Annotated in this window: 16 protein-coding genes; 15 read left to right on the top strand and 1 reads right to left on the bottom strand. The window is 61.5% G+C overall.

The window, feature by feature from the left end; translation table 11 throughout:
• Positions 1-384: 384 nt before the first annotated feature.
• Positions 385-1,311: an extensin-like domain-containing protein gene (locus QQL79_RS17130; RefSeq protein ID WP_284392772.1), complete on the bottom strand. Its 927-nt coding sequence runs from the start codon at positions 1,309-1,311 to the stop codon at positions 385-387.
• A gap of 99 nt (positions 1,312-1,410) precedes the next feature.
• Between QQL79_RS17130 and lepA the strand changes: the two genes are divergently transcribed.
• From lepA to QQL79_RS17050, 15 genes are all read left to right on the top strand, one after another.
• Complete coding sequence (gene lepA, locus QQL79_RS17125; RefSeq protein ID WP_284392771.1) at positions 1,411-3,216, top strand: translation elongation factor 4; 1,806 nt, start codon at positions 1,411-1,413, stop codon at positions 3,214-3,216.
• Between the two features lie 111 nt (positions 3,217-3,327).
• Positions 3,328-5,877, top strand: coding sequence for an HD domain-containing protein (locus QQL79_RS17120; protein ID WP_284392770.1), 2,550 nt, complete (start codon positions 3,328-3,330; stop codon positions 5,875-5,877).
• Between the two features lie 95 nt (positions 5,878-5,972).
• Entirely contained in the window at positions 5,973-6,461 is a 489-nt protein-coding gene (locus QQL79_RS17115) for a hypothetical protein (protein ID WP_284392769.1), read from the top strand.
• A 385-nt stretch (positions 6,462-6,846) separates the two neighbouring features.
• Positions 6,847-7,311, top strand: coding sequence for a glutathione peroxidase (locus tag QQL79_RS17110; RefSeq protein ID WP_284392768.1), 465 nt, complete (start codon positions 6,847-6,849; stop codon positions 7,309-7,311).
• A gap of 90 nt (positions 7,312-7,401) precedes the next feature.
• Positions 7,402-7,749, top strand: coding sequence for an ArsR/SmtB family transcription factor (locus QQL79_RS17105; protein ID WP_284392767.1), 348 nt, complete (start codon positions 7,402-7,404; stop codon positions 7,747-7,749).
• Positions 7,733-8,197 (top strand): SRPBCC family protein, encoded by a 465-nt coding sequence (locus tag QQL79_RS17100; RefSeq protein ID WP_284392766.1) that lies wholly within the window; start codon positions 7,733-7,735, stop codon positions 8,195-8,197. Before QQL79_RS17105 ends, QQL79_RS17100 begins: the two co-directional genes overlap by 17 nt.
• Positions 8,198-8,221: 24 nt before the next feature.
• A complete protein-coding gene (locus QQL79_RS17095) occupies positions 8,222-8,812 on the top strand; it encodes a dihydrofolate reductase family protein (protein ID WP_284392765.1) in 591 nt (196 codons plus the stop codon).
• A gap of 11 nt (positions 8,813-8,823) precedes the next feature.
• Entirely contained in the window at positions 8,824-9,243 is a 420-nt protein-coding gene (locus QQL79_RS17090; RefSeq protein ID WP_284392764.1) for a GFA family protein, read from the top strand.
• A 323-nt stretch (positions 9,244-9,566) separates the two neighbouring features.
• Positions 9,567-10,124 (top strand): DUF1236 domain-containing protein, encoded by a 558-nt coding sequence (locus QQL79_RS17085; protein ID WP_284392763.1) that lies wholly within the window; start codon positions 9,567-9,569, stop codon positions 10,122-10,124.
• A gap of 156 nt (positions 10,125-10,280) precedes the next feature.
• Positions 10,281-10,745 (top strand): Crp/Fnr family transcriptional regulator, encoded by a 465-nt coding sequence (locus QQL79_RS17080; RefSeq protein ID WP_284392762.1) that lies wholly within the window; start codon positions 10,281-10,283, stop codon positions 10,743-10,745.
• A complete protein-coding gene (locus QQL79_RS17075) occupies positions 10,742-11,029 on the top strand; it encodes an Rdx family protein (protein ID WP_284392761.1) in 288 nt (95 codons plus the stop codon). Before QQL79_RS17080 ends, QQL79_RS17075 begins: the two co-directional genes overlap by 4 nt.
• A 96-nt stretch (positions 11,030-11,125) precedes the next feature.
• Positions 11,126-11,494 carry a YegP family protein gene (locus QQL79_RS22570; RefSeq protein WP_370461232.1) on the top strand — a complete coding sequence of 123 codons (369 nt, stop codon included), beginning with the start codon at positions 11,126-11,128 and terminating at the stop codon, positions 11,492-11,494.
• 291 nt (positions 11,495-11,785) lie between these two features.
• Entirely contained in the window at positions 11,786-12,589 is an 804-nt protein-coding gene (locus QQL79_RS17060) for a transporter substrate-binding domain-containing protein (protein ID WP_284392760.1), read from the top strand.
• Positions 12,590-12,702: 113 nt separating this feature from the next.
• A complete protein-coding gene (locus tag QQL79_RS17055) occupies positions 12,703-13,503 on the top strand; it encodes an amino acid ABC transporter permease (protein WP_284392759.1) in 801 nt (266 codons plus the stop codon).
• A 193-nt stretch (positions 13,504-13,696) separates the two neighbouring features.
• The gene (locus QQL79_RS17050) at positions 13,697-14,221 is read left to right on the top strand and encodes a CreA family protein (protein WP_284392758.1); all 525 of its coding nucleotides are present in this window, start codon (positions 13,697-13,699) and stop codon (positions 14,219-14,221) included.
• Positions 14,222-14,280 lie beyond the last annotated feature (59 nt).

Raw genomic sequence — 14,280 nt, 5'->3', positions numbered from 1 at the left:
CCGGTAGCCCCCGCCGCCCCCACGACGCCGCCCGCTGCCCCCGCGGCAGAAGCCCCCGCCGCGCCCGCGGCTCCTGCCGCTCCGGCACAGTAATTTCCACCGAGCCAGTACCCCCCACAATGTCATCCCCGCGAAAGCGGGGACCTCTAGGGATGCGAGAGAAGAAAACCGAGGTTCCCGCTTTCACGGGAATGACCCGGTGGGTGGGAGATTATTGGGCACGAACCCCTTACACCCAACCGCGCCTCCCTCGGGCTTGACCCGAGGGCCATTCTCAGCCCGGCACAAGCGGAGAGCGGCCCTCGGATCAAGTCCGAGGGAAGCGATTGTGGGTGGGATAGCGCCGGAGCAAACAGAACCAGGCGGGGCACGACCTCGCCCCCCTCACTCACAAATCCGCGCCGTACAACTCTGCCCATGGCATCCCAAATCCAAGTGCAGGTGATCATGATGCTCGGCATTGGCCTCCGGCCCCAGCACGGTGGTAAATCCGGTACACCCCGCATCATGGGCAAAGCGCAATAGCCGCCCCTCGGGCGCAGTGGCCGGCATCCAGTCACCCTCCACCCCAATGCCGCGCCCGTCCTCCAGGGTAAATCCCGTCACATCAACCGCATTGGCAAAGCCATGTTCGGAGGTGAACCCGTTCTCGGCCCCGTTCCGCTTGCGGCACATATAGCTGGTGCCCGTCACCACCTCGGCCAGCGGGCTATCCAGCGCCGATCTGGCATAGCCATCGACGGCCCCAACCCAGCCGGGCAGGGCGCTCGCCATCTCGCAATTGGTGGTGATGGGCGACGATAGCGGCACCATCCGCCCATTGGCCAATACCGCCGTAACGATCAGCGGCGAACGCTCCCCGCACATATCCTCGCTGAGTGGCGGGGCCGCCTCCGCCTCGACCAGCCCCAGCAGGAGCGCCGGACACGCCGTCTGATAGACCCGGTCGGCCACCTCGTCCTCGCTTGGCCCGGACGGCGCGGCAGGGGCCTCGCTCGCATCCTCGGCCGGCTCAGGCTCAGCCTCCGCCGGCTCAGGCGCTGTTTCGGGGCGCGGCTGGGGCAGGGGCGGCACATTATCCTCTGCTTTTTCGGGTGCCTCTGCCTCCGCCGGCGCCTCCGGCCGCGGGCGCGGACTTGGGGGCAGGGGCTCGGGCGGTTCGGCCGCATCGGGCCGGGGCGTGGCCGCTTGTGACGGAGGCCCGGTCAGCTCCTCCACCATATCCTGGAAGGGCTTGAACAGGTCCTGTGCCACAACGGGGTGGGCAAGACACACAAGGGCGGCGAGGGGAACGATCAGGGGCAAGCGCATGGCTTCCCAACGCGCCGGGCCGCCAGCCGTTGCAAAAGCCCCAGTTAACCGCTGCTAAACCATCTTTGCGGCCCATGCGGCATCTGCTATCAGCGGCCCATGACAACGCCGCTCTCCCATATCCGCAATTTCTCTATCGTCGCCCATATCGACCATGGCAAATCCACGCTCGCCGATCGGCTGATCCAGACCACTGGCGGTCTCGAGCAGCGCGAGATGAAGGAGCAGGTGCTCGATTCGATGGATATCGAACGCGAGCGCGGCATTACCATCAAGGCGCAGACCGTCCGGCTGACCTATAAGGCCAATGACGGCGAGACCTATATCCTCAACCTCATCGACACGCCCGGCCATGTCGACTTCGCCTATGAAGTCAGCCGGTCCATGGCCGCCGTCGAAGGAAGCCTGCTGGTCGTCGACGCCTCCCAGGGCGTCGAGGCCCAGACCCTGGCCAATGTCTATCACGCGCTCGACGCCAATCACGAAATCGTCCCCGTCCTCAACAAGGTCGATCTGCCCGCCGCCGATATTCCGCGCGTCAAGCAGCAGATCGAGGACGTCATCGGCATCGACGCCTCCGAGGCCGTCGAAATATCAGCCAAGACCGGGCTCAATATCGAAGGCGTGCTCGAAGCCATCGTCACGCGCCTGCCCGCCCCCAAGGGCGACATCAATGCCCCGCTCAAGGCCCTGCTGGTCGATTCCTGGTACGACACCTATCTCGGCGTCGTCGTTCTCGTCCGCATCATCGATGGGGTGATGAAAAAGGGCCAGAAAATCCGCATGATGGCCTCCGGCGCCGTCTATGAGCTCGATCGCGTCGCCGTCAACACGCCCAAGCTGGTCGAGGTCAAGGAATTGACCCCCGGCGAATTGGGCGTCTTCACCGCCTCGATCAAGGAAGTGGCCGATACCAATGTCGGCGACACCATTACCGACGACAAAAAGCCCACCGCCAATCCGCTGCCCGATTTCCGCCCGGCGCAACCCGTGGTCTTCTGCGGCCTCTTCCCGGTCGATGCCTCGGACTTTGACGAGCTGCGCGCCGCCATGGGCAAGCTCAGGCTCAACGACGCCAGCTTCTCCTACGAAATGGAAACATCAGCGGCGCTGGGCTTCGGCTTCCGCTGCGGCTTTTTGGGCCTGCTGCATCTCGAAATCATCCAGGAGCGCCTCTCCCGCGAGTTCAATCTCGATCTCATCGCCACCGCTCCTTCGGTGGTCTATGAGGTCGTTTTGACCAGTGGCGAGACCATTATGCTGCACAATCCGGCCGATCTGCCGGATGTGATGAAGATCGAGGAAATCCGCGAGCCCTGGATCAAGGCCACCATCCTCACCCCCGACGAATATCTGGGTTCGATCCTAAAACTCTGCCAGGACCGCCGCGGCATCCAGCGGAACCTGTCCTATGTCGGCAACCGCGCCATGGTGGAATATGATCTGCCGCTCAATGAAGTCGTGTTCGATTTCTACGATCGCCTGAAGTCGATTTCCAAGGGCTATGCCAGCTTCGACTATACCCTGGCCGAACACCGCCCCGGCGATCTGGTCAAGCTCTCCATCCTGGTCAATGCCGAGCCGGTCGACGCCCTCTCCATGCTGGTGCACCGCACCGTCGCCGAAAGCCGCGGCCGCATCATGTGCGAAAAGCTCAAGGAGCTGATCCCGCCTCACCTCTTCGTCATCCCGATCCAGGCCGCCATCGGCGGCAAGATCATCGCCCGCGAAACCGTCCGCGCCATGCGCAAGGACGTGACGGCAAAGTGCTACGGCGGCGACGCCACGCGCAAGCGCAAACTGCTGGAAAAGCAGAAGGCGGGTAAGAAGAAAATGCGGCAGTTCGGCTCGGTGGAAATCCCCCAGGAAGCGTTCATCAAGGCGCTGAAGATGGGGGACGACTAGTCGCCGGGGTCGCTGCCGCAGGCAGCTGGGCCCAGTCAAAGCGGCGCAGTTGCTCCCTAGTAGTTACCATGATTCAATGCGGACAATCAAAATTCTGTCTTGGGGAACAGAATGCCCGACTACAAATCCAGCCGCCTGTACCGCGATGCCTTTCTTCTCCCGAGGACAGATGCGTCTTCGGAAGAGCAGGAGTACTTTCGTGGGCGACTAGATGCGATGCGAGATAGGGCTATACCGCTCGTCGCACGCATTTTGCGGGACATGCCAGGGTATACGGTTCATGATATCACGCATCTCGATGCACTTTGGGAAACGGCTAGTCTTGTTGCTGACGAGAGCCTAACGCTAAATCCCCCAGAGGCGTTTGTGTTTGGCGGAGCGGTGTTGCTCCACGACGCGGCCATGACGCTAGCGGCATACCCAGGGGGCATCGCAGAGGTGCGAGCGCTTCCTGAATGGAAGGATTTGGCCGCGCTGAGGGCAGCGAAGTCGGTCTCCGCCGACGAGAGTCAGATATTAGTGGACGTTCTACGCAACTTGCATGCGCGCACGGCGCAGACCCTGGCAACTTCGGGGTGGGACACTCCAAGTGGTTATGATAGCGCCCCGGCTCAGCATGAATATCTAATAGAAGAGAATGACCTACGCCGCTTCTACGGTCCTACTATTGGGGTCATCGCCCACAGTCACTGGTGGTCAATTTCTCGCGTTGGACAGGAGTTGAACAAACACCTTGGAGCAATGCCGCCAACGACGGGAAATGATGTCGATATCCTAAAGTTGGCTGCGCTGCTGCGAGTAGCCGACGCTACACATCTAGACAGGCGTCGAGCGCCCCCTTTTGTAAGGTCACTCGACCGCCCAGAAGGACTCTCAAAGCTGCATTGGCAGTTCCAGGGGCGCCTGAGCTTTCCAAGGTTACAGGGCGACGCCCTTCATTTCTCGGCCGGGGAACCATGTCCTGTCCAAGAGGCCGAGAGCTGGTGGCTGGGTTATGACGCTTTTCTGCTTGCGGACAGGGAACTTCATGACACGGACCTTATGCTTAGAGAAGCCGAACGGCCGGGACTCAGGGCCCGTCGCATTAGGTCCGTGTCCCGCGCTTCTGAATTGGCGGCAGACATACCTGTTTCCGGCTGGAAGCCTGTAGATACTCGGCTGCATGTTTCAGATGTGCCCCGCGTCGTCGCTACGTTCGGCGGCAATCGACTGTATGGCAACGATTGGTGGGCGCCGCTACGCGAACTACTTCAAAATGCAGTCGACGCAATCGACGCACGTCGACGTCTCATGCAGATGCCAAATTGGGGATGCGTGAATGTCAGCATCACTGAGAAATCCGATGGGTACTGGCTACGCGTAGAAGATGATGGCGTCGGCATGTCAGAGCGAGTCCTAACGACATCCCTCATTGATTTCGGAACGTCATTTTGGATGTCCAGCGCAATGGTTGAGGAATTTCCTGGACTTGCGGCGACGGGCATCAAGCCTATTGGTCGTTTTGGCATAGGTTTTTTTTCGGTATTCATGCTTGGTGACGTCGTGAATGTCATTTCGCGGCGCCACGACGACGCGAGTAGCAACGCTTTGAAACTAACCTTTGGAAATGGTCTCGCGTCGCGGCCAATACTTTCGCCCGCAACCTCTAGCGAGGCGCCTAAGCTTGGCGGCACAATTGTTGAAATCAAGCTTAAGGGAAATCCGAATTCGGACGGCAAATTTGAATTCATCACGGACCGCGTGGACGATTCCAACATGTTCTCAACGTTGGGACGATACGATGTCAATTTTTCTTCATTGGAGGAGCTAGTCGAATACCTTGTGCCCGCGTCGGAAGTTACGCTTTGTGTCGTAACAGACGCTGGAGCAACAGCTGTGGTGACAGCGGGTGACTGGCTCACAATATCGGCAATGGCGCTTGCTAAGAGAACCAGGAGATCAATCGCATCATTGCGACCCGACGTCGTCAACACACTCACCTGCCCTATCAGCGACGTAGGTGGTGACTTGGTTGGACGAGCAGCACTTTGGCCGTCCTACGGGAGCTCAGATCGCGGGGGAGTTCTGACGGCAGGTGGCTTCCGAATTCAGGCTGTCCCCCACTTGCTGGGCATCATTAGGGGTGAGGTCCAGACGGCCGCACGTGATAGCGGCAGGGCCATTGTCTCGCTGGACATACTAAAGCCTTGGGCCGGCGAACAAAGCACTGCGCTTTCGAAGCTCGAATTCGACAGCGGAAGGAAGGCGCTAAGCGCAGAAATCATCTTAGAATGTGGCGCTGACATAAGGTCACTGCCGATAATAAGCAGAGGTGGAGTGTGGTACAATATGAAGGATTTTGCCGCCGCCATTCTGACTGAAAAGGAGATACTGATACATGTCGGCGACGTGGAATACGATGAGGACGATTCTGTTCCGGAGAGTTCGTTCGACGCGTTCGAACCTCTAGAGTCCATTTTTTTAGTCCCCACCCTGAGTGGAAGCATCACTGGCAAGGTTGGTCGGTACCGCTCACGCCCGTCGCATCTTTTTGCCATGGTCAGGGCTATTATTGACCGAACCTGGAAAGATGTTGAAGAAACGGACGACCACGAAGTCGTTGGCCATGTGAACTACACGGACATAATCAGGTCGGTTTACATATTTCAAAAGGCTGGCTGAATAGGTTGCCACCTAAGACTTCCAAACTAATCCCCGCCCCTCCACCCCGCCTTACCCTCTCCTGTCCGGCATCCCGCCGCATCAGGAGTCCCCACTTGTCCCGGTCCAGAACCCCGCCCCGTGTCACCCATGCCTTGGCTGCGCGCCATGAAGCGCTTTGGTTGCGGCTGACTGCGCTGCACGCCCAGATTGCCGCCGTGGCGGCTAGGCGCCCACAGGCGCCGGTTTCGGCGCAGACGATCAGCGTGGCCGAGGCGCTGTTGCGCAATGCGCAGGTCTTTTTGGGTCGGGGCGAAGTGCTGCTGATGGCGGCGCCCGATCATGGCGGCCTGCTCACTCAGCTCGGCCAGACGCTGGCCGGGCTTGATGCCTGGGAGGCGGCCAATGCAGAGTGGCGCGGCGCGCTCAATGCCTTTGTCTGGAAAGTGGAGGGCGACGCGCCCCTGCCGGTGCAGCGGCTGCGGCCGAAATTGAGTGCGGCCCCGGCGCCGCATGCCGATCCCGATTATGCCGCCTATAAGGCCAGAATGCTCGATCTGCGCGACAAGCTCGCCAAGCGCATGGAGCAATTCCGTAACCGATAAGGCAAAAATTATCCCGCTTATGCCCTGGTCCGCAACCCGGCCTAAAATGCTGCCCAGCTTTCGGGATACGGGCGGCGCTGCAGCGACCGGTGTCCGAAGGCCAGCCGGGGAAGGGCGGGTCGCGCCGCCTTTTGGGTCGAGCGGAGGTGACTTTCGGGCGGGGCGCTACGGCAATCCGCTGGGGTTACCATCGCGCCGTCCGATAAAGTCCCGGCGCCCCGAGGCGGCTTTCGTCTCACTTTTCAAAATTACCAGAGGCGAGACCGCCTCGGGGCCCGCTCGTCCAAATTTTTCCCCGGAGGCCCGTGCCGGCGGGCGCCTTGGCGCGCCTTCTCGCGCCGCGCGTGAACCGCTATGCTGACAGCGACTCGTTCCGGATGCTTCGATGACCCAGCTCGCCGACTTCACCCTGCCCCTGCTCGACAACACCCCTCAGCCCCTCGCCGCCTATGCCGGCCATCCCGTGCTTATCGTCAATACCGCCAGTAAATGCGGGCTGACTCCGCAATATGAGGGGCTGGAGGCGCTTTATCGGCGGTATAAGGATCAGGGCCTGGTGATCCTGGGGTTTCCCTGCAATCAGTTCATGGGGCAGGAGCCCGGCAGCGCCGAGGAGATCGCCGAATTCTGCTCGCTCACCTATGACGTGACCTTCCCGCTTTTTGCCAAGCTCGACGTCAATGGATCAGGCGAAAGCCCGCTTTACACCTGGCTCAAGGCCGAGCATCCCGGCGATATCGAGTGGAATTTCGCCAAATTCCTCGTCGGCAAGGACGGCAAGGTGGCCGAGCGCTTCGCGCCCACTATTCTGCCCGCCGATCTCGCTCCGGCCATCGAAAAGCAGCTTTAGTCCGCCGGCCCCGGCGCTTTCCAGAGCCCGCCTTGACTCCCATCCGCAGCTGTTATATTTAACGATTATGTTAATTAACGGATGCGTTAAATGCAGACCGATCCGCTAAGCACCACGCTCGCCGCCCTGGCCGATCCAACCCGGCGGGCCATCCTCGCCCGGCTCGGGCATGGCGAAGCCACGGTCAATGAATTGGCCGAGCCCTTCGATATCAGCCTGCCGGCCATTTCCCGCCATCTCAAGGTGCTCGAACAGGCGGGCCTGGTCTCGCGCAGCCGCACCGCCCAATGGCGCCCGGTCCGCCTCGAGGGCGCGCCCCTCAAGGACCTTGCCACCTGGCTCGAGCATTACCGCAAATTCTGGGACGAGGGCTTTGACAAGATGGATGCCCTCATCAAGGACCTCACCAAAGGACAGTCCGATGCCGCAAAAAACTGAAACCATGGCCGATACGGAGCTTTTCATCGACCGCAGCTTTGCCGCGCCGGCCGCCCTGGTTTTCCGCCTCTGGAGCGATGCGGAACTGCTCAAGCGCTGGTTCGGCCCCAAGGACTTCACCTGCCCCAGCTATGTCGTCGATTTCCGCGTCGGCGGCGCCTATCGCGGCGTGATCCGCTCCCCCCATTACCCCGATGGCTGGTTCGGCGGCACGTTCAAAGAAATTGTGCCAAACCGCAAAATCGTCATGAGCTTTGCCTGGGAACAGGGCTCCGGCCTCACCGATCGCAACGACATCACCATCACGCTGAGCGAAGCCGATGGCGTCACCCACCAGCGCTTCCACCAGGCCCCCTTTGCCAGAATCGAGGAGCGCGACAGCCATCTGGGCGGCTGGACCGAATGCCTCGACAAGCAGGTGGATTTTTCCCGCGCCAATCCCGCCTGAGCCGCCGCAACCAAGGATAGCATCATGGCCAAACTGATCGTTTCCACTCTGGTTTCCCTCGACGGCTTCTGTGCCGGCGAGGGCGGCGATCTTGCCGGCATGCCCATGGACGAGGTCTTTAACCGATATAATCTGGAGCGCCTCGAAGCCGCCGGGCACCTGCTCTTCGGCGCCACCACCTTTGCCATGTTCCGGGCTTTCTGGCCGGGGGTAGCGGACAATCCGGAAGCGCCCGAAACCCTGCGGGAAATCTCCCGGCTCAATACCGCCCTGCCCAAGCTCGTCGTCTCCGATAGCCTGCCCCAGCCCCTGACCGGCGGCTGGAGCGACGCCGAACTGGTCCGCCGTGCCGTTGCGAATGAGCGCATCGCCGCCCTCAGGCAGGGCCAGGGCAGCGATATCCTGGTCTTTGGCAGCCATGTGCTGTGGAACGGCCTGCTGACGGCCGGGCTTGTCGATGAAATCCATGTCCTAGTGGGCAATGTCCTGCTCGGCCGGGGCGTGCCCGCCTTCGAGCATGCCGGCCCCGCCGGCCTGCAGCGTTTGGAAATGCGGACTTTTGACGGATCAGACACGGTCCTGCTGCGCTATGGCGTCAGCCCGGCCGCAGCATAAGGAGAGCAATCATGAAACAAACCCACCGCGCTTCCTGCCATTGCGGCGCCGTCACCTTCGAGGCCGATGTCGATCTGGCCAGTGAATCGCGCCGTTGCAACTGCACCTATTGCGCCAAGACACGCTATTGGAAGAGCTTTGTCGGCACCGACGATATTCGCCTGCTGACTGGGGCCGGCAATCTCTCCGATTACCGCGCCCCCGATTCCCTCTGGCCGCCCGGCCATATCCATCACTATTTCTGCAAGACCTGCGGCGTGCAGGTCTATTCCAAGGGCTTTCTCGACCAGATGGGCGGCTGGTTCTATGCGCTCAATCTGGCTGTGCTGGACGATGTCCCGCCGGAGGAGCTGGCCCTGGTGCCGATCACCTATGAGGATGGCATAGCGGACAAGCAGATGGAGCCGCCAAGGGTCACGGCCTATCTTTGATTGCCGGCCTGGCCCGGCCACCCCCATCCGCACTCCCTTCGCCAACCACAACGTCATTCCCGCGTAGGCGGGAATCCATTCTGTCTGCCGAGGCAAGTCCAGAAAAGTGGATTCCCGCCTGCGCGGGAATGACGCTGTGTGTGGAAATCATCCTCGGGGACACCCCCTGTGGCCCGTCCGCCACACCGGTCCGCTTCCCGCCCACCCATCAGGAACCAAGCCCTCCACCCCCCGTTTGATCCAGCACGGGGCGGCAATTGCGCGGGTTCCCTCGCGCATCCGCAATGGGTGGCTTGTCCACTCCCTTGAAAGGATCAGACAAAATGAAAAAGCTTCTTCTGGCCTCCATGGCCGCGCTGGCGCTTGGCGTCGCCATGCCAGCCTATGCCCAGGATGTGCTGATCGGCACCGAAGCCGATGTCGAGGCCGGGTTTGTCGGCGGCTTTGCCGGCGCCAGCATCGGCACCGGTATCGGCACGCCCATTATCGATTATGCCGGCGCGCACCCGGTCGAGCCCATCTATCTCGATGGCGGCGTCGATATCGGCTATGTCGTGCCGCCCGAAATCACCATCTATCCGGTCGAGGCCGACCCGGCCTATGGCTATCTCTATGCCAATGACCGCGTCTGGATCGTCGATCTGCAGAGCCGCACCCTGGTGCAATCGCCCGGCTATCTGGTGACCCAGACCTATGTCGATTACGCCCTGGCCAACCCGATCGATCCCGTCACCATCGAAGGCGATGTGGTGGTGGGCTATGTGGTGCCGCCCGACGTGGCGCTGACCCCGGTGCCCCAGTCCAGCTATTCCTATGTCTATATCGATGGCCGCCCGGCTTTGGTGGAAAGCACCAGCCGCGCCGTCGTCTGGGTGAACTAGCACCGCTTCGCCATTCCCACCCCCTTGGGGGCGGGATGGGGTGGGAGCTCCGTAGTCAAGCCTGCCCCCGAAGCCGTCCGGTTCCTGCCGGGCGGCTTTGCTTTGACCATGTCATCACTTTGGGCAATATACCCTGCGGCAAGGCCGGAGGGGCGCATGACCGATATTTTGGATTATTGTCAGGGGCTCAAGCTGGCCGCCTTCAAGCCGGGCCAGCTCATGCTGCCCGAGGGTGAGCGGCTGGGCCGGCTCTATGTGCTGGTCGAGGGGCAGGTGGAGGTCATCCGCGAGCGCACCCAGGTCACCCATGTCGATGAACCCGGCTCGATCTTCGGGGAAATGGCGGTGCTGCTCGACATGCCCCATTCGGCCAGCGTCAAGGCGCTGTCATCAGTCGAGGCCTATGAAATTCCCGACGCGCTGACCTTTCTCGACAAGCGCCCCGAATTTGCCCTCCACATCGCCACCATGCTGGCGCGGCGACTCTACTACACCACCTCCTACCTGGTCGATCTGCAGCAGCAGGCCGCCGGCAAGCGGCAGGATCTCGACCTGGTCGATCAGATCCTGGCCTCCTTGGTCGAACCGGCCGATCTCAAGCGGAGCAAGGCGGCCCGATGAGCAAGCCTATTCTCACCATCACCTATTGCACCCAGTGCAATTGGCTGCTCCGCTCGGCCTGGATGGCCTCCGAAGTGCTCTCCACCTTCAGCCTTGAAATGGGTGCGGTGACCCTGGTGCCCGGCACCGGCGGCATTTTCGAAATCGTGCTCGATGGCGAATTGATCTGGGAACGCAAGCGCGATGGCGGCTTCCCCGACGTCAAGCAGCTCAAGCAATTGGTACGCGATCGCATCGATCCCGACCGCGATCTGGGCCATATCGACCGCTCGTCTACGGCTTGATTCGTAAGGCTCTTTCTTTTCTGCCGTCTTGCGCTAGTCTTCACCCATGGAAAGCGACGCGCCGTCGCGTCGCTCCTTGAGGGAGAGCCAAGCGTCATGGCGCATAAGTTCAAGATCACTGCTGCCAAGAACGGCGAATTCGTCGCCAAATTCGTCTACAACAGCGAAACCATGGTCTGGTCGGAAACTTACAAATCCAAGGCCAGCGCGCAGAACTGCATCGACTCGATCAAGAAGAACGCGCCCGGCGCCGCCATTGTCGATCTGACCAAGGGCGAAGAGGGCAAGGGCTACCGCTTCGAGCTCGCCGCCTCCAAGGACGGCCAGACCTTCGTGCGCTTCGTTGCCGCCAATAACGAAACCATGGTGCGGTCCGAAACCTACAAATCCAAATCCAGCGCCAAGAACTGCATCAAATCGGTGCAGGAACGCGGTCCCAAGGCTGAGACGGTCGACGAGTCGTAAGGCGCTATCTTACTCACAATGTCATTCCGGCGCAGGCCGGAATCCATGACACCGGCTCGGCTCTCGCCGCAATGCTGCAATCAATCTCTGCGTCTCCCTCGGGCTTGACCCGAGGGCCACCTCGACATGGCAGTCCTCGGGTCAGGCCCGAGGACTGCCCTGTGCGTGGAACGAGGCAGGATGACCGCCCCAAAAGAAATACTTCCCTCTGCGGCCCCACCAACCCCATTCCCAAATCCGGCCCGTCCGGTCTAGTCTTGCCGGCAAAACCTTCCGGGAGAACGCCGCCTCATGTCCTCGCTTCTCAAGTTGCTCGCCACCGCCGCGGCCTCGCTGGCATTCGGCGCCGTCACCGTCCAGGCGCAGGATGCCCTGCCCGACCTCGATGGCCGCACCATCGTCGCCGTCACCGAAAATGCCTATGTGCCGCTCAATTTCGTCGACCCCAAGACCGGGGAGGGCGTGGGCCTTGAATACGATCTCTTCAACGAGATCGCCAAGCGCCTCAATGCCAAGGTCGATTGGCAGCTGTCCAGCTGGGATGTGATGATCCAGGCAGTGCGCGATGGCCAGTTCGAAGTGGGCATGGATGGCATCACCATCAATGAGGAACGGGCCGAGCTGATCGATTTCTCCGATCCCTATCTCACCAGCGAGCAATATATGCTGGTGCGCGCCGACGAAGCCCGCTTCACCGATGCCGAAGGCTTCGCCGCCGATCCCGATCTGCTGATCGGCGCCCAGGCCGGCACCACCAATTTCTATGTCGCGGTCTACAATGTCCTCGATGGCGAGGAGACCAATCCGCGCATCAAGCTGTTCGACACCTTCGGTACCTCGGTTTCGGCGCTGCAGGCGGGCGATGTCGATACCGTGCTGATGGACCAGACCTCGGCCAATGGCTATATCGGCGCCAATCCGGGCGCTTTCAAAGTCATCGGCGGCCCGCTCGGCGCCGAGGATTTCGGCTTCATCCTCACCCAGGGTTCCGATCTGCTCGACCCCATCAACGCCGCCATCGCCGCCATCAAGGCCGACGGCACCATGGATAAGCTCCAGCAGAAGTGGTTCTACGAATACAACGCGGCGCAATAGGCGGCGTGGCTTATCCTCTATCAGGGTGCTCTATCGTCGCCTCACCCGCCGGCTGGGCCGTCGACTTCTCCCCTGAGGGGCGGGGTCGACCCGGCCTCGGTGACCAATAGTCCATGACCTATAAGCCCCGCCCGCCCTCCATCCTTGCCCGCCTGCCCTGGTGGCTGCTGGCCATTGTGCTGCTCTTCGTGCTCGGCCTCTGGCTGATCCGGACCAATCAGGGCTACAACACCATTTTCAAGGCGCTCTCGGGCGGCATAATCACCACGCTCTGGGTCACCGGGGTCGCCTTTGCCGCCGCGACGGCGCTGGGGCTTCTCGTCGCCCTGGCCCGCACTTCGGGCAATCGCCTCCTGCGGGAATTGGCCACCTTCTATGTCGAGATCATCCGCGGCATTCCCGTGCTGGTCTTTCTCTTCTACGTCGCCTTTGTCGGCGCCCCGGCCCTTGTGGCAACGCTCAATTGGCTGCTCGAACCCTTTGGCGGCGCCATCACCATCCGCCAGTTTGATTTCGCCTGGCGCGCCATCGTCGCGCTCACCATCTGCTATTCGGCCTTCATCGCCGAGATTTTCCGCGCCGGCATCGAGGCGGTGAACCGGGGCCAGGTCGAGGCAGCCTGGGCGCTGGGCCTGTCGCGCCGGCAATGCTTCCGCCTCGTCATCGCTCCGCAAGCCCTGCGCACCATCCTGCCGCCCCTGGGCAATGACTTCGTCTCCATGGTCAAGGATTCGGCGCTGGTTTCGGCCCTGGGCGTGCAGGACATCACCCAATTGGGCAAGGTCTATTCCTCCAGCACATTCCTGTTCTTTGAAACCTACAATGTGGTGGCCTTCCTCTATCTCACCATGACCGTTTCCCTCTCCCTGCTGATCCGCCTGCTCGAATATTACCTCCGCCGCGAGCGGCGCTAGCGCATGTCTCCCTAAGTGGGCCCCAGTTTAGGGGATAAGGACATGCGTCAAACAAGGAATCTAAAGCGCACAGAGCCAATCCTTGAGATCGCGACGCGCTTTAGGCCGGCGCGGCTTCCACATTCATGGCCCTGCCACTTGCCGCGCGGACAAATGTCCCCACTTATTGTCCGCAACCCACGGAGACCTGCCCATGAACCGTCTCGCCGCCCTTGCCATTGCCGCCTTTGCCGCGGTCTCCCTTGCTGCCTGTGGCGATAGCCGCCAGGTCGGCAGCGTCGGCGTCGACTGGACCGGCAATGACATCGCCATCGATGCGGTGGCCGATCCGGGGGTCAATGGTGTCGTGTGCCACCTGGCCTATTTCAACCGCTCCTTCATCGATCGCATCAGCCAGGGCAATTGGTTCGAGGATCCCTCCTATTCCGCCCTCGATTGCTCGGTGGTCGGCCCCCTCACTATCGGCAATATTTCCCTCCGCCCCGGCGGGGAGGAAATCTTCCGCGAAGGCCGCTCGCTGATCTGGAAGTCGCTGCGCGTCACCCGCATCTATGACGCCGCCAACAATTCTCTGATCTATCTCGGCCATGCCCGCGAATTGCAGCAGGGCTCGGGCAAGATGAGCCTGTCGGTCATTCCGCTCGCCGGCGAGCAGGTCACCTGGACCAATGGCGCGCCGACGCCCGCCACCACTCCGGCTACGGTCAATACGCAATAAACGGCCCCAGCGTTCGCGCCATGCCAGATGAGCCCCGATTTGGCCTCCCTCCCCTCAAG

Origin of the sequence: Devosia yakushimensis, from assembly GCF_030159855.1 — a bacterium.
In the GTDB taxonomy this organism is placed as follows: domain Bacteria; phylum Pseudomonadota; class Alphaproteobacteria; order Rhizobiales; family Devosiaceae; genus Devosia; species Devosia yakushimensis.
This window is presented reverse-complemented; position numbering and strand designations above follow the sequence as displayed.